Source organism: Mycolicibacterium vinylchloridicum, assembly GCF_013404075.1.
GTDB classification, from domain to species: Bacteria; Actinomycetota; Actinomycetes; order Mycobacteriales; family Mycobacteriaceae; genus Mycobacterium; species Mycobacterium vinylchloridicum.
The window spans coordinates 93,403-107,307 of record NZ_JACBJQ010000003.1 but is presented as its reverse complement, the minus strand read 5'-3'; the positions used below and the strand labels follow the sequence as shown (position 1 = coordinate 107,307).

Sequence of the window (13,905 nt, the reverse complement as noted above, 5' to 3'; positions counted from 1 at the left end):
GCCGTCTCGGACACGTCCTATTTTTGAGATTAACCATCTGAAATTGGTCTAAGGAGCCGAAGCCATGACCACCAGTCGGAGCCGTTTCTCAGAGCAGAGCCAACGTGCCATCTTGTGGTGGGGCATCGCGCTGGCCGTCATCTACTTCTTGGCACTGCTGTTCCTGCTCCAGCAGGTACCCACCAAGAACCCCGCATGGAGCGCCGAGCAAATCGCGCAGTGGTACGCCGCCAATCAGACCAAGATCAAATGGGGTGCGGTGATCTGCAGCTGGACAGGCGCTTTCATGATGCCGATCCTGGCCGTCATCGCCGTGCAGATGGCGCGGGTCGAGACCGGCGGCTGGAAGATATGGAGCGCGCTCTCCCTGGTCAGCGGCGCGATGATGTCGTTGTTCCTGATGCTTCCGCCGATGTTCTGGGGTGTGGCCGCCTATACCGCGCCCCGCAAGGACCCCGAAGTCACCGCCTTGATGCACGAACTGGCGACCTTGACGCTGACGACGACCGACCAGTACTACATCTTCATGTGGATCGGCGTCACGGTGATCTGCCTGCGCCCGGCCACCCAATTGGTCAAACACAATCCGTTCCCACGCTGGTGGGGCTGGATGTCGTTGTGGATCACCATCATGTTCGAGGCCGGCGCCATCGCCTTCATTCCGCGCAGCGGCCCGTTCGCCTGGAACGGCCTGTTGGTGTTCTGGTCTCCGTTGACCTTGTTCGGTGTGTGGATCACGGTGCAGAGCTTCCTGACCTTCCGCGCCATCCGGCAGCAGTCGGCCGATCCCGAGCCGGCACCGGTCAGCGACTCCCGTGAGGCCGCAACGGTCTTCTAGGGCTCAGGCGGTGAGCTGCTCCCACAGGGCAACCTCATCGACGGCGAGCGCCACCGCCCCGAGTCGCGCGCACCAGCGAAGCTCCGACTGATCCGCATCGCGCTGCGCCCAGAGTGACCGGGTGTAGCGGTGCAGGCCGTACTCGGTGGTGATACCGACCGCGCCGTGCAGTTGATGCGCGATGCGCGCTACCGCCGTCGCGCATTGCGCCGCCGCGATACGCGCACTCGCCACGGCCCCAAGGCGTCGCAGATCCGTCGCGCCGGGGTCACACGTGATCGCCAACGCCCGACGCAATGCCGACTCTGCCGTGCGGATACCGACGACAATGTGCGCCAGATTGGTTGAGACCGAGGAGATCTTGATCAGCGCCGCGCCGAACTGGTGCCGTTCGATCACGTACTGCTTGGTCATGTCATAGGCGCCCCGGCACCCGCCGATCAGCGCCGCCGACCGCGCCAGTGCGAGCCGCTCCATGACAGCGTCCGGAGTGATCGCCGGGTGGGTGCAGGGCGCGTCGGTGAGGCGCACGTGTCCGGCCGGGCGGCCCGCGATATCCACCACCGGGACGATGTCGACGTCGGCGAGTTCGAATACCGCAACATCGGATGCGCCGACGACGACGGCACGGCGGGCTGACGGCGCGAACGTGACGATCCCCAGACCGGAATCGGCACTGACCGTGACGGTGTCGAATAGGCCCTCACCGGCGGGACCGACGACGAATGCCGCGGTCGCCGCTTCGACGATGGGGGTGTCGATTCCGGCGCGGGCGAGCTCACGGACCACCACCAGCAGATCGCTCAGCTCGCCACCGGATCCGCCTGACTCCTCGGCGATTCCAATTCCGGCGAGCCCCAGCTCCCGGACCTTCGGCCAGACGTCGGACAGCTGCCCGTCCACGGCAGGTGCCGCATCCTTGGCGAGATCGCGAACCAGATGGGTCAATTCGTCGGCGAATTCGCTCATGGCGCGGTCTGACTCCTGACTTCACTCTTGGCGATGATGGACAACAACACGTCGGACGAACCGCCGCGGATGCTGAAACCCGGGGCCGCGCACAGGGCCTGAGCAAGTGAATCATCCTGTGCTAGACCGAATCCGGTGCGCCGGGCAAACTCGACAACATCGACCTCGAACTTCGTGCCGAGGTACTTCAGACTGGCGGCCTCGGTGATCGGCGCACGACCGTCATCCAGTGCTTCGGCGATCTCCCAGCACTGACGGCGCAGCACCGAGAGCCGGGCCACCAACTCACCCAGTTCGGCGTCGAACCGGCCGTCACCCGCTTCGCGAAGCTGCTGCATCACTTCGCGCAGCAACGGATAGGTGCTCAAAACCCGCTCGGGGCCGCCGCGTTCGAACGACAACTGCTCGGTGACCTGACGCCAGCCGTTGCCCAGCTGACCGATCAACCGGCCATCCGGCACGAAGACGTCGGTGAACGACACCTCGTTGAAGTGGTGCTCGCCGGACATGTCCCAGATCGCCGACACCTCGACCCCGTCGCTGGCCATGTCGACCACGAACTCCGACAGGCCTTCGTGTTTGCGGCCAGCGGCGTCGGTGCGGGCAAGAAGGTAGGCGTGGGTGGCGTGGTGTGCCTGGCTCGTCCACGTCTTGCGGCCGTTGACCCGCCAACCACCGTCGGTCTTCACGGCCGTGGTGTGAACCGCCGCGAGGTCTGAGCCTGCCTCGGGCTCACTCATTCCGAGGCAGAAAAGGTATTCGGCGGCAACGATTCCCGGTAGCAGCTCATGTTGTAACTCAGGCGTGCCGTACCGCAGAATCGTCGGGCCGATCTGCCGGTCGCCGATCCAGTGCGCGGCCACCGGAGCCCCGGCACGCAGGAGTTCCTCGGTGACGGCCAACCGTGACCTGGCATCGAGCCCGGCCCCGCCGAATTCAGTCGGCCAGGTCAGCCCGATGAGCCCACGCGCAGCCAACTCCCGCGAGAACTCGAGGTCGAAGGAGCGCAGCCAGCAGTCGCTGCGCGGTACATAGCGCCCCGCGGCCAGCCACTCACCGGTGAGGTCGCGAACGGCCTGCCGAAGCTCGGTGACGGTACGGGCGGGATCGAGGACGCTCATCGGGCCGTGAAGATCGGGGCGCGGCGTTCGGTCGACGCACGCACACCTTCGGCGAAGTCCGCGGTGTCGCGCAGCCAGGACTGTTCTGCGCGTTCATGTTCCGTCGCGGCGGCGATGGCGTCCGCCAGGCCCGCACGCAGCGTCGCGCGGATGCTGCGGACCGCCAGCGGGGCGGCCGTGGCGATCTCGCCGGCGAACGCGATTGCGGTATCCCGAATCGCGTCATCGGTATCGACGAGTCGGTCGGCCAGTCCGATCCGGTACGCCTCAACACCGTCTATCCGTCGCCCGGTGATCAATAGATCGGCAGCGTGCTGAGCGCCGACCACACGGGGCAAGGTCACAGTCATGCCGAACCCGTGGTGCAGACCGATACGGGAGAAGTTCGCGGCGAACCGAGACGCCGGGCCCGCGACACGGAAGTCCGCAGCCAGCGCCAACCCGAGCCCGCCACCGACGGCTGCTCCCTGAACGGCCGCCACCATCGGCAGCCCGGCCTCGAAAAGCCGCACCGCCGCCGTGTACAGCCGCCGCGCGCCCTCGTCAGCCGACACTTCGGCCGCACCGCTGACACCTCCGAAATCCGCACCGGCACAGAAGTTCTTACCCTCGGAGGCAAGTACCAGAACGCGGGCCACATCCGACTGCGCCAGTTCGTGTGCCGCCGAGGCGATCGCTTCGATGAGATCGGCGTCGAAGAAGTTGTTCGGCGGCCGACGGATCTCCAGCAGGCCGATTCCGCCGGATAGCAATTCGATACCGAGATCGGTAGTCATGACTGAACCCCAAACTATTTTGAGTTAACTCGTCTCAAATAATAGTCACGGGTGTTGGTGCGGTCAATCCGGTCAATCCCGGTCACACACCGTCCGGCAAGATCAGCGATACGGCCACGCACGCAATGTGTTCGATCTCGATACCGTCTTCGGGCCGATACCAACGCGACACCCACAGGCACATCCCGAGCAACAGCCGGGTGGTCGTCCCGACATCGGCTGTTTCGAGGACGCCCTCGGTCATCGCCTCGTTGACGCAGTCGCGCCACGTCGATTCGTAGTCGCGGCTCCACGCATGCCAGCGCTCGAAGACATCTGCGGGCAAACCTTCGCCACCGAAGAACACCGGCATGTAGCCACGCATCCTGACGGCCGCTTCGACCTGCATCTCGATGAGGTGGATCAGCCTGTCTCGCACCGAGACATCTGATTCCACCACCTCTGACATGACCTCGGTCTGGTGCTTTGTGGCCCGCTCGAACATGATCCCGACCAAGTCTTCCTTGGTCGGAACGAGCCGGTACAGGGTGGCGCGTGACACGTCGAGGCGTTCGGCTGCGCCGACGATCGAAATCGCTTTCTCGCCGCCGTCGATGACGAGGCCGGCCACCGCGTCGGCCACCGCATCGAGGTCGATCACCGTACGAGGGCGCCCCCGTGGGCGCGGAGTGTCCGCAGCCGTGTCGTCAGGGCGCTGCCCGGGCATGCTTCGACTTCCTCCATCTAATCTGAGACTGATGGACTCAGAATAGATGACGATCGGCCGCCCGGATGCTTAAGCGTCTTGCCAGACCGGCGGACGCTTTTCCACGAACGCTCGGGCACCCTCGGCCGCGTCGGCCGAGTCACGCACCGGATCGGTATACCGGCGCTGCAGGGCAAACCCGTCGGAACCATCCCAATGCACCGCGTTGACGGCCACCGCCTTGGCGGCCCGCACCGCCATCGGTGCATTGGCGGCGATCGTCCGGGCGAGCTCGACGGCGCCGGCCAATGCGGTGCCCGCCGGCACGACCCGGTTGACCAGGCCGATCTCATACGCCCGGGCCGCGGAGATCGGCGAACCGGTCATGATCATCTCCAGCGCCACCGCCCTGGGCACCCGGCTGGGCAGCCGCAGCACACCGCCGGCAGTGGCCACCAGCCCGCGGGCGACCTCGGGCAAGCCGAGCTTGGCGTCCTCGGCGACGACGATGACGTCGGCCGACAGGGCGATCTCCAGGCCACCGCCGAGGGCGGCACCTTCGATGGCCGCGACCAGCGGTTTGGCCGGCGGATTCGCCACAATTCCGAACGCACCGCGAGTCGCCGTGATCGGCCGCTGGTTCGTCGCGGTGAACGCCTTGAGGTCCATCCCTGCACTGAAGAAGCCGCCACGCCCGGTGATGACGATCGCCCGGATCTCCGGTCGGGCTTCGACATCATCGAGCGCGGCCGCGATCTCCTCGGCCGTCGGCAGGTCAATCGCATTCCGAACCGCGGGCCGGTTGATCGCGAGGATGCCGACGTTCTGGTCGACCTCGATCTCGATGTTCACCGCGGCGCCATCCGGATCGCGCCGTCCAGCCTGATCGTCTCGCCGTTGAGCATGCCGTTCTCGATGATGGCCAGCGCCAGGTGAGCGAACTCATCGGGATCACCCAGCCGGCTCGGGTGCGGGACGGTCGCGGCAAGGGAATTGCGCACCTGCTCGGACAATCGGGCCAGCAACGGCGTGTCGAAGGTTCCCGGAGCAATGGTGTTCACCCGAATCTGTTTGCCTGCCAGATCGCGCGCCGCGACGATCGTCATCCCCACCACGCCGGCCTTGGACGAGGCGTAGGGAATCTGACCGATCTGGCCTTCGAACGCGGCCACCGATGCCGTCATGATCACCACGCCGCGGTCACCATCGACGGGTTCATTGGTCGCCATCCGCGCGGCTGCCAGCCGAAGCACGTTGAACGACCCGATCAGGTTCGTGGTGACGATCTCGGTGTAGAGCTCCAGCGAGCCCGGTTCACCGTTCTTGTCGACCACCCGGACCGGCCCACCGCGGCCTGCGCAGTGCACCACCGCGCGAACGGGTCCCGCCTCCGCCGCGAGGTCCAGTGCCGCGGTGACTTCGTCCGTGCTGCGGACGTCCGCGGCGGAAAACCGTGCGCGGGGACCGAGTTCGGCGGCCACGGACTCCCCCGCCGATGTCGGCAGGTCGGCGATCACCACGTGAGCTCCGTGGTCGAGAAGTCGTTTGACGGTGGCCAGGCCGAGACCCGATGCGCCGCCGGTGACCACCGCGGATGCGCCGTCAATGTTCATGCTGTGCCTTTCACTGTGGTTGGACGGCCCGCACACGCCGACACGCCGATCCGGCAGTGCTTCTACCGGACCGGCGGAGTTCGTGGCGGAAGTCAGGCCCGGCTGGAGAACCCGGCGTCGACGCGGAACTCGGTGCCGGTGATGTACTGACCGGCATCGGAGACGAGGTGCATGATCGAGTTGGTCACATCCTCGGGCTCCAAGAGCCCGTTGGGCAGTGGGAACGGATTCTGCATGATCGCGGCGACCTCGGGATACTCCTGGACGAACCGCGCGAACGCCTCGTTGGCAACCATGGGCGAATTGACCCCGGTCGGGTGCACCGTGTTGACCCGAATCCCGTCCTTGGCAAGTACATTCGACCACCCTCGCATCAAACCCACCACACCGTGCTTGGCGGCGATGTAGCCCTGGATACCGGGCGAGCCATCGGATAGGCCGCCGGTCAGGCCGGCCGTCGAACTGGTGATGACAATGGACCCACCGCGTCCGCCGGCACGCACATGAGGGATCGCCGCCTCGACGGTGTTGTACACACCGTTGAGCATCACGTCGATACCGACATCCCAGGCGGCACGGCGCAGCCGGTGCTCACCGGTGATCGCCATGACGCCCGCGTTGGCGAGCACGATGTCCAGCCGGCCGAGTTGCGCGACACCGGAGTCGACCACGTTCTTCACGGCGTCGTAGTCGCGGACGTCGGCGACCTCCAGGATCGCCGTCCGCCCGAATTTCTCGATGAGAGCGCGGGTTTCGTCGAGATCGGCCGGGGTGGCCAGTGGATATTCGACGGCATCGTCGTCGGCGCAGATATCGAACCCGATGATGTCGGCACCTTCTTCGGCAAGGCGCACGGCGTGAGAACGTCCCTGCCCACGCGCCACTCCCGAGATGAATGCGACCTTTCCTTCGGCCAGCCCCATATCCCGATCTCCTTGTTCCGGACTCATTTTTAAGTCGTGCTGTCTCATAATTGCCTACCGCGGCGGTCCGTGTCAACGCTCACAGCTCACTTCGTATGGAAACGATCGTTACCGGTCGGACTACGCTGAACCCATGCCCGAACGCTCCGATTACTACGATCCGCGCGAACCCTGGTGGTTACCCGCAGGCGATACCGACGCCGACTGGCTGTCCTGGGTCCACAGGCTGCCATTCTGCGCCGACCTGGGACTGCGGTGCGAGGAGTTCACCCGCGACGTCGCCGTGTTCCGGATGGCGCGACCGGTCCTGACACCCAACCCGAACGGCGCCGTCAACGGCGGCATCGTCGTCGCCGCGGCCGATCAGGTCATGGGCGCGATGGCCATGCGGGTCAGTGATCCCGGCCAGTTGCCCGCCACTGGTTCCTTGCACATCCAATACCACCTCCCAGCGCTCGCACCGTTGCTGTTCCGGGCCACCCCGCTCGGCGGTGGCCGGCGGATGAAGTTCATCGAGGTGGTCGTCGAGGATGCCAATGGCAATCGGTGCGCCACCAGCCACGGAACGATGGTTGCGGGCGGTTCCTCGGCCGTCCGGCTGGACTGAGGCGCATTGCTCTTCGATTACTGAGACGCTAGTGTCCTAAAATCGCATCGCCGAGAACACGAGGTGTCTTCATGCCAGAAGCAGCGGCCAACCCACGCCAGCTCGTCACCGATTTCTACACCGCGCTTGCCGCCGCCGATACCGAAACGATCGTGCGCACCGTCGAGAGCCGGTTCGCCGAAAACGCGGCCATCGAATGGCCCCCGTCGTTACCGCACGGCGGCCGGGTTGAGGGTGCCCGGCGGTTGCGTGCGGTGTTCGTCGCATCGGCTAATCCCGATTCCCCTGCCGGTGCCAAGAATCTCCGACTGGTCAGCGCGATCGGCGAGGGCGACGAGGTGGTCGCCTGGATCACGTTCGACTGGCTGCAACCGGGAAGTGCTGCCCCCGTGGCCAACCAAGCTCTGGAACTCTGGCGGTTCTCCGACGGGATGGTGCAGGAGATCCGGGCGTTCTACTGGGATTCCGACGCGATCTCCGCACCGCAGCCCGCCTGACCTCCTACACCGACTCGACTAGAGGAGAACCATGACACGACAAGCCGTCATCATCGACGCGGTCCGCTCCCCGATGGCAAAAGGCAAGGCGCCCAAGGACGGTAAGCCCGGCGGCGCGCTGTCCGGCGTCCATCCCGTCGAGTTGCTCGGCCAGGTCATCGCGGCGCTGATCGAGCGGACCGGGATCGATCCGGCAACCGTCGATGACGTGATCGCCGGGTGCGTCAGTCAGGTCGGCGAACAGTCCGGCCCGGTCGGCAGGTGGGCCTGGCTGGCCGCCGGCCTACCCGAGACGGTGCCATCGGTGGCAGTTCACCGGGCCTGCGGCTCGAGCCAGCAGGCAGCCGACTTCGCCGCCCAGTCGGTCATCGCCGGCGCATGCGACATCGTCGTCGCGGCCGGGGTGGAGTCGATGAGCCGAATCCCGATGTTCACCGCCCGGATCGGCCAAGACCCCTACGGCCCGTCGGTCGCCGAGCGCTACGCCCCCGGCCTTATCCCGCAGGGTGTTTCGGCGGAGCTGATCGCCGCCCGGTGGAAGCTCGACCGGGAAGCGCTCGACGAATTCTCGGCCCGCTCGCACCGCAACGCCGCGGCGGCCGACTTCAGCGCCGAGATCGTCGGAATCACGACGCCCGACGGCGTGGTGAGCAGCGACGAGACCGTCAGGCCGGCCACCACCGTCGACGGCCTGGGCGCCTTGAAGCCGTCGTTCTATTCCGACGAGATGGCGGCACGATTCCCCGAAATCACCGACTGGTCGATCACGGCGGGCAATTCATCGCAGCTGGCCGACGGCGCGGCCGCGGTGCTCATCATGTCCGACGACACCGCCGAGCGCCTCGGGCTCACCCCACGGGCACGGTTCCACGGCTTCGGCTTGGCCGGCGATGATCCCCTGACCATGCTGACCGGCCCGCTGCCCGCGACCGAGAAGGTGCTGCGGCGAACCGGTTTGACGATCGACGAGATCGATCACTACGAGATCAACGAGGCGTTCGCTCCGGTGCCGATGGCGTGGGCGCAGCATTTCGGCGCCGATCCCGACAAGCTCAATCCCCGCGGCGGAGCGATCGCGCTGGGCCATCCGCTCGGCGCATCCGGCGCCCGGCTGTTGACGACGATGCTCAATTCGCTGGAAAGCACCGGCGGGCGCTACGGGCTGCAGTCGATGTGCGAAGCCGGCGGGATGGCCAATGCCACGGTGATCGAACGGCTGTGACTGCGCTGGCACGGCGGCCGGATCCGACGTCCGACCACGCAGCCTTCCGGGAGAGCGCGCGACGGTTCGTCGCCGGCGATGTCACACCGCACCTGGATGCCTGGCGGCACGGCGGCACCGTCTCGCGCGAGGTATTCACCACCGCCGGGTCGCACGGCTTCCTCGGTACCTGCGCACCTGAACAGTTCGGCGGCGGTGAGGCGGGCGACTATGCGTTCCTCGCCGCACTGATCGAGGAGACCGTCGACGCCGGATCGATCGGCTTGGCGCTGTTGTGGGCGCTGCACGCCGGTGTGGTGATCCCTGCACTACTCGACCATGGCAGCCCGGAAATCCAGCGACGGCTGCTGCCCGCGCTGATATCCGGCGAGTCCATCGCTGTCGCGGCGGGCGACGTCGACGGGCATGCGGTGATCGGGGCTCGACTGGCGGATCTCGTCCTGATGACCGGCGGCGACCAGACGAGCCTGCTGTTCGCCACGGCCGCGGGCGTCACGACGATCCCGTCGCCGGCCGGCCTGGCAGCGCCCGAAACCGGCTGCGCCGACATCGTGGTCGCGTCGGCCGGCCCGGACACACTGGCCCCGCTGCGCGACTGCGGTGTCAGTGCCCGCAGAGATATCGACCTGTGGATCGCCGTGGTGGCCCTGGCCGCCGCCCGCCGGTCGACGGAGTTGGCGATCGACTACGCCGAGAGCCGGCGGGTGTTCGGAAGGCCCCTCGCCGAGTTCGAGAACACGCAAATGCGCCTGGCCGAGATTGCGGCCGAAATACGCTCGGCCACACACTATGTCGACCACTGCCTGACGGCTCGCTCGGCTTCCACCCTGGGCCCCGTGGACGCCGCCGCCGTCCGCGAGGTTGCTGTCCAGTTGGCCGGCCGGGCCGCCGATCAGAGCCTGCAGCTCCACGGCGGATACGGATACATGCGGGAATACCCGATCGCCCAGGCGTTCGCCGACACCCGGTTTCTGTCCACCGCGGCACGGGGATTCTCCGACTCGCGCCGGGTGGTGGCGGCCGGACTGTTCAGCGGCCGGTGAACTCCGGGGCCCGGCCCTCCTGGAACGCGGCGATCCCCTCGAGAAGATCGCTACTGGTGAGGGTCTGATCCTCCAGCTCGAAGGCCAGCTCGACAACCTCTGCGGCGCGCTGCTTCGCGAGATGGTTGAGCGCTTTCTTGGTGCCCTGCACAGCCATCGGCGGCAATGCCGCGATGCGCGCAGCGATCTGCCGGGCGCAGGGCAGCGCCTGATCCGGCTCATCCACCAGGTCGGTGACGAGTCCGATCTGGTAGGCGGTCTCGGCGTCGAGCGGGTCGCCGGTCAGTAAGTGGCGCTTGGCGCGAAGCAGGCCGGCGGCATGCGGCCACACCAGGCAACCACCGTCGCCGGCGACCAACCCGATCTGGACGTGGGTGTCGGCGAGCTTCGCGCGTTTGGCGGCGACGACCACGTCGCACATCAACGCGACCGTGGCACCAAGCCCGATCGCCGCTCCCTGGACTGCAGCGACGACGGGCTGGCGCAGATCGAGAAAGGCGGCCAACAGATCCCGGCCCGCCGCCACCGTGTCGCTGCGTACCACGGCGTCATCATGGGCCGCGCGCATCAGCGCGAAATCACCGCCCGCGGAGAATGCCGGGCCGGTCGAGCCAAGGACGATCGCGCGGACGCCGTCGTCATCGCCCAGGCGGCGCAATGCGGTGGCGAGCTCGATCTGAAGCAGGTTGTCGAATCGGTTGCGCAACTCGGGGCGGGTGAGCGTGATCTCCCATACCCCGGCACCGCGGTCGGTCAGCTCCAGGCCGTGGAAGTCCGGATTCATCGGCACCTCTTCCGTATTATTAAGACGAACTGTATCATTATTTCGAATGGAGGTGGCACGGCGTATGCCCATGATCGACGTGGAAGACAAAGTGCGCGTTCATGTTCAGGATCTCGGCACGGGCCCCGCTGTGGTCTTCATCTCCGGCTTCGGACTTGACCACGAACTCTGGGACCGCCAGGTGCGGGTGCTGACCGCAGCCGGATATCGCACCATCTGCATCACACAACGCGGTCACAGCCACTCCGACCACCCCCTCGACGGCTACGACATCGACCGGCTCAGCGGTGACGTCGTGGCCGTCCTCACCGCGTTGGGGGTCGATTCGACGGTGATCGTCGGCCATTCGTTCGGCGGGCAGGTCGCCTTCCACACCGCTGCCCTGGCACCCGAATTGGTGAGCCGGCTGGTGCTCGTCGGCTCCAATGCGGTGCGGGCGAGCCGAAGTGCGGACTTTCCCTTCGGTGCGCCGCCCGACGATGTCGTCGCGCAGATGGTCAAGGCCGAGGAGACCGACCGGGTGGCGGCCCGATACCAGCTGATCCAGACGAACTTCGCATCGGAACCCGATCCCCGAGTGGTCAATTGGTTGATGGGGACCTGGATGCGGATGCCGACCTGGTCGGCGATCGCCTGCTACCACACGCTCTTACGAACGGATCTGATCGCCGAGATCGCGACCGTTCGCCAGCCGGTGCTTCAGATCAACGGCACCGCCGACCGGGTGCACTCGACCAAGGGATCGCACTGGCTGAAGGCACAGCTGGCGGACTCGACGATGGTCGAACTCGACTGCGGCCACTTCCCGATGCTCGAGTCCCCCGACGAATTCGACAAGGTTCTCATGGCGTTCCTCACGGAATAGCCCACGCGTCGAACGTGCGGGTTGTTGTCGAAGATCATTCGCACAGTCGCCGGCAGGGCACACGCTCGGCGTATCACTCGGACGCTAACCACCGTCCAATGCCTGCAGGGCAGTCAGGCCGAGCTTCACCAGCAGTTCTTGTGCATACGGAGCGCCACGCCCGCTCGGTGGCCGAAAGGCCTCTGACAGCAACAGCAACTGGACGCCGCGGGTCGCGGTGACGAGTTCGTCGGTCGAAGCTCCGGGATAGCAGCGGCGCAAACAGCTCACCCACCGTTCGGTCACCCGCTTCTGCCTGCGGTCATGCTGGTCGCGGTATCGCTGTGCCAGCGAACGCTGTTCGCGCATCCAGATAGCGACCAGTCGCTCGTGACTGGCGACCAGGCCGGCGAACGCGCGCAGCAATCGGTCCAGATCGACGGACGGATCGTCGGCCGGTTCGCCGATCCGTAGCAGCAGGGTGTCGAGCACCTCGTCGAACAGTGCGGCCAGGATGGCGTCCTTGTTCGGGAAGTATCGGTAGATCGCGGACCCGCTGGTGCCGGCCGTCCGGCCGATCTCGTCGACACCGACACCGTCAAAGCTGCGTTCGAAGAACAACTGCTCAGCGGCCGCGAGGATCTGTGCTTCGCGTGTGGCAGTGGTCTTGGGGGCCAACCGTGCGGAGCCCATGGCTCACAGGCCCAGATCCTGGCCGATGATGACCTTCATGATTTCGCTTGAGCCACCATAGATTCGGCTGACCCGGCCGTCGAGGAAGGCGTTGCCCATCGGCGAGTCGCTGTCCCACACGCTCCCGGGATCCCACAGGCCCAGGCAACGGTCGACGACCCGGCCCTGCATCTCGGTGCAGTACAGCTTCGCCACCGCGGCGTCCCGGCTCGTCAGCCGGTCAGCAATATGATCCGCCAGCGACTGATCGATGAGCGCCTGCCCCGCTGCGACCTCCGACGAGCTCTGCGCCAGCGTGAACTTCGCCTCTTGGCCGAGGTCGCCACGAGATCGGCGCTCCCGCAGCATCTCTGCCGTCCAGGCGACTGCCGCGGACGCGGCAGCTTGAGAGTTGATCGCGATGGACAACCGCTCCTGGGCGAGGTTGGACGTCAGGTAGGCGAACCCTTCGTTCTCCCTGCCCAGCAGGTTCTGCACGGGCACCGCCATGTCGGTGAACGACATCTCGGCGAGGTCCTGGGCTTTCAGGCCGAGCTTGTCGAGCTTACGACCGCGTTCGAAACCCGCCGTATTGGTGTCGACCAGGAGCAGGCTGATTCCATTGCGGCCCGCCTGCGGATCGGTCTTCACCGCGAGGATCACCAGATCGGCTGCCGCACCGTTGGAGATGAACGTCTTGGCGCCGTTCACCACGTAATGGTCACCGTCGAGCTCTGCGCGCGTTGCCATGGCCTTCAGGTCCGAACCCGCCCCGGGCTCGGAAAGACCGAGCGCGACGATCGCCTGCCCGGAGGCCAGCTTCGGCAACCATGCCTGCTGCTGCGCCGGCGAACCGTGATGCAACAGATAGGGCACACAGATATCGGTCTGAACCCGCAGTCCGCCGATCGCCATCCCGAGCGCCTGGATCTCTTCGGTGACGACGGCGCTGTGCCGGTAGTCGGACCCGGGCAGGCCGCCGTATTGCTCCGGGATCCCGATGCCGAGGATGCCCAGCGCGGCAGCGCCCGCCCAGAACCGGCGAGACGGCTTCCCCTCGTTCACCCAGTCGGGATAGTCCGGAAGCACCTCACGGGTGAGGAACTCACGAACCGCAACGCGAAACCGCTGCTGGTCCGCGGTGAAGATCGGGCGCTCGGCCTCGATGGTCATCTCAGCGGCTCCTTCTGTGGGTCCAGAACACAATAACGATCGTTTACGGGGTACGGAGCAGTTGAAGCCTGCCCGTCCCCGTCGACGCCGATTGACCGTGTCCCGCCTGAAGACTTACTATTTGAGACAATCTAGCTC

16 protein-coding genes are annotated in these 13,905 nt (G+C 66.3%); 6 read left to right on the top strand and 10 right to left on the bottom strand.

Going from position 1 to position 13,905, the window contains the following annotated elements:
- Positions 1-64: 64 nt before the first annotated feature.
- Positions 65-838 carry a hypothetical protein gene (locus HPC46_RS04070; RefSeq protein WP_179467061.1) on the top strand — a complete coding sequence of 258 codons (774 nt, stop codon included), beginning with the start codon at positions 65-67 and terminating at the stop codon, positions 836-838.
- A gap of 3 nt (positions 839-841) precedes the next feature.
- Here the strand turns inward: HPC46_RS04070 and HPC46_RS04065 are convergent, their stop codons facing one another.
- The 7 genes from HPC46_RS04065 to HPC46_RS04035 all read right to left on the bottom strand — a co-directional run bounded on the left by HPC46_RS04065 (position 842) and on the right by HPC46_RS04035 (position 6,925).
- Positions 842-1,807 (bottom strand): acyl-CoA dehydrogenase family protein, encoded by a 966-nt coding sequence (locus HPC46_RS04065; protein ID WP_179467059.1) that lies wholly within the window; start codon positions 1,805-1,807, stop codon positions 842-844.
- Positions 1,804-2,928: an acyl-CoA dehydrogenase family protein gene (locus HPC46_RS04060; RefSeq protein WP_179467058.1), complete on the bottom strand. Its 1,125-nt coding sequence runs from the start codon at positions 2,926-2,928 to the stop codon at positions 1,804-1,806. The genes HPC46_RS04065 and HPC46_RS04060 overlap by 4 nt, the downstream gene beginning before the upstream one ends.
- On the bottom strand, positions 2,925-3,704 hold the full coding sequence (locus HPC46_RS04055) for an enoyl-CoA hydratase/isomerase family protein (protein ID WP_179467056.1): 780 nt from the start codon (positions 3,702-3,704) through the stop codon (positions 2,925-2,927). Before HPC46_RS04055 ends, HPC46_RS04060 begins: the two co-directional genes overlap by 4 nt.
- Positions 3,705-3,786: 82 nt before the next feature.
- Positions 3,787-4,344 carry a TetR-type transcription factor C-terminal domain-containing protein gene (locus HPC46_RS04050; protein ID WP_325096561.1) on the bottom strand — a complete coding sequence of 186 codons (558 nt, stop codon included), beginning with the start codon at positions 4,342-4,344 and terminating at the stop codon, positions 3,787-3,789.
- 135 nt (positions 4,345-4,479) lie between these two features.
- A complete protein-coding gene (locus HPC46_RS04045) occupies positions 4,480-5,241 on the bottom strand; it encodes a crotonase/enoyl-CoA hydratase family protein (protein WP_179467052.1) in 762 nt (253 codons plus the stop codon).
- Positions 5,238-6,002, bottom strand: a complete 765-nt coding sequence (locus HPC46_RS04040; RefSeq protein ID WP_179467050.1) for an SDR family NAD(P)-dependent oxidoreductase — start codon at positions 6,000-6,002, stop codon at positions 5,238-5,240. Before HPC46_RS04040 ends, HPC46_RS04045 begins: the two co-directional genes overlap by 4 nt.
- A 92-nt stretch (positions 6,003-6,094) precedes the next feature.
- Complete coding sequence (locus tag HPC46_RS04035; protein WP_179467048.1) at positions 6,095-6,925, bottom strand: mycofactocin-coupled SDR family oxidoreductase; 831 nt, start codon at positions 6,923-6,925, stop codon at positions 6,095-6,097.
- A gap of 133 nt (positions 6,926-7,058) precedes the next feature.
- On the opposite strand from HPC46_RS04035, the gene HPC46_RS04030 reads away from it, so the two are divergent.
- The 4 genes from HPC46_RS04030 (at position 7,059) to HPC46_RS04015 (ending at position 10,294) form a co-directional block, all read left to right on the top strand.
- Positions 7,059-7,532, top strand: a complete 474-nt coding sequence (locus tag HPC46_RS04030; RefSeq protein ID WP_179467046.1) for a PaaI family thioesterase — start codon at positions 7,059-7,061, stop codon at positions 7,530-7,532.
- A 71-nt stretch (positions 7,533-7,603) separates the two neighbouring features.
- A complete protein-coding gene (locus HPC46_RS04025) occupies positions 7,604-8,029 on the top strand; it encodes a nuclear transport factor 2 family protein (protein ID WP_179467044.1) in 426 nt (141 codons plus the stop codon).
- A gap of 31 nt (positions 8,030-8,060) precedes the next feature.
- A complete protein-coding gene (locus HPC46_RS04020; protein WP_179467042.1) occupies positions 8,061-9,251 on the top strand; it encodes a thiolase family protein in 1,191 nt (396 codons plus the stop codon).
- Complete coding sequence (locus tag HPC46_RS04015) at positions 9,248-10,294, top strand: acyl-CoA dehydrogenase family protein (RefSeq protein WP_179467040.1); 1,047 nt, start codon at positions 9,248-9,250, stop codon at positions 10,292-10,294. Before HPC46_RS04020 ends, HPC46_RS04015 begins: the two co-directional genes overlap by 4 nt.
- Here HPC46_RS04015 and HPC46_RS04010 read toward each other — a convergent pair.
- Positions 10,281-11,078 (bottom strand): enoyl-CoA hydratase/isomerase family protein, encoded by a 798-nt coding sequence (locus HPC46_RS04010; protein WP_179467038.1) that lies wholly within the window; start codon positions 11,076-11,078, stop codon positions 10,281-10,283. The genes HPC46_RS04015 and HPC46_RS04010 overlap by 14 nt on opposite strands.
- A gap of 64 nt (positions 11,079-11,142) precedes the next feature.
- Here HPC46_RS04010 and HPC46_RS04005 point away from each other — a divergent pair, with 64 nt between their 5' ends.
- Entirely contained in the window at positions 11,143-11,943 is an 801-nt protein-coding gene (locus tag HPC46_RS04005) for an alpha/beta fold hydrolase (protein ID WP_179467036.1), read from the top strand.
- An 84-nt stretch (positions 11,944-12,027) separates the two neighbouring features.
- Here the strand turns inward: HPC46_RS04005 and HPC46_RS04000 are convergent, their stop codons facing one another.
- Together HPC46_RS04000 and HPC46_RS03995 are read right to left on the bottom strand one after the other, a co-directional pair.
- A complete protein-coding gene (locus tag HPC46_RS04000; protein WP_179467034.1) occupies positions 12,028-12,615 on the bottom strand; it encodes a TetR/AcrR family transcriptional regulator in 588 nt (195 codons plus the stop codon).
- Positions 12,616-12,618: 3 nt separating this feature from the next.
- Positions 12,619-13,767, bottom strand: coding sequence for an acyl-CoA dehydrogenase family protein (locus HPC46_RS03995; protein ID WP_179467032.1), 1,149 nt, complete (start codon positions 13,765-13,767; stop codon positions 12,619-12,621).
- Positions 13,768-13,905: the final 138 nt, after the last annotated feature.

What these genes read in the sequence shown, in the direction of transcription:
- HPC46_RS04035 (WP_179467048.1), bottom strand. Translation starts at nt 6,925, where the DNA reads ATGGGGCTGGCCGAAGGAAAGGTCGCATTCATCTCGGGAGTGGCGCGT.
- HPC46_RS04000 (WP_179467034.1), bottom strand. Translation starts at nt 12,615, where the DNA reads ATGGGCTCCGCACGGTTGGCCCCCAAGACCACTGCCACACGCGAAGCA.
- HPC46_RS04020 (WP_179467042.1), top strand. Translation starts at nt 8,061, where the DNA reads ATGACACGACAAGCCGTCATCATCGACGCGGTCCGCTCCCCGATGGCA.
- HPC46_RS03995 (WP_179467032.1), bottom strand. Translation starts at nt 13,767, where the DNA reads ATGACCATCGAGGCCGAGCGCCCGATCTTCACCGCGGACCAGCAGCGG.
- HPC46_RS04070 (WP_179467061.1), top strand. Translation starts at nt 65, where the DNA reads ATGACCACCAGTCGGAGCCGTTTCTCAGAGCAGAGCCAACGTGCCATC.
- HPC46_RS04010 (WP_179467038.1), bottom strand. Translation starts at nt 11,078, where the DNA reads ATGAATCCGGACTTCCACGGCCTGGAGCTGACCGACCGCGGTGCCGGG.
- HPC46_RS04030 (WP_179467046.1), top strand. Translation starts at nt 7,059, where the DNA reads ATGCCCGAACGCTCCGATTACTACGATCCGCGCGAACCCTGGTGGTTA.
- HPC46_RS04060 (WP_179467058.1), bottom strand. Translation starts at nt 2,928, where the DNA reads ATGAGCGTCCTCGATCCCGCCCGTACCGTCACCGAGCTTCGGCAGGCC.
- HPC46_RS04065 (WP_179467059.1), bottom strand. Translation starts at nt 1,807, where the DNA reads ATGAGCGAATTCGCCGACGAATTGACCCATCTGGTTCGCGATCTCGCC.
- HPC46_RS04040 (WP_179467050.1), bottom strand. Translation starts at nt 6,002, where the DNA reads ATGAACATTGACGGCGCATCCGCGGTGGTCACCGGCGGCGCATCGGGT.
- HPC46_RS04025 (WP_179467044.1), top strand. Translation starts at nt 7,604, where the DNA reads ATGCCAGAAGCAGCGGCCAACCCACGCCAGCTCGTCACCGATTTCTAC.
- HPC46_RS04055 (WP_179467056.1), bottom strand. Translation starts at nt 3,704, where the DNA reads ATGACTACCGATCTCGGTATCGAATTGCTATCCGGCGGAATCGGCCTG.
- HPC46_RS04005 (WP_179467036.1), top strand. Translation starts at nt 11,143, where the DNA reads ATGCCCATGATCGACGTGGAAGACAAAGTGCGCGTTCATGTTCAGGAT.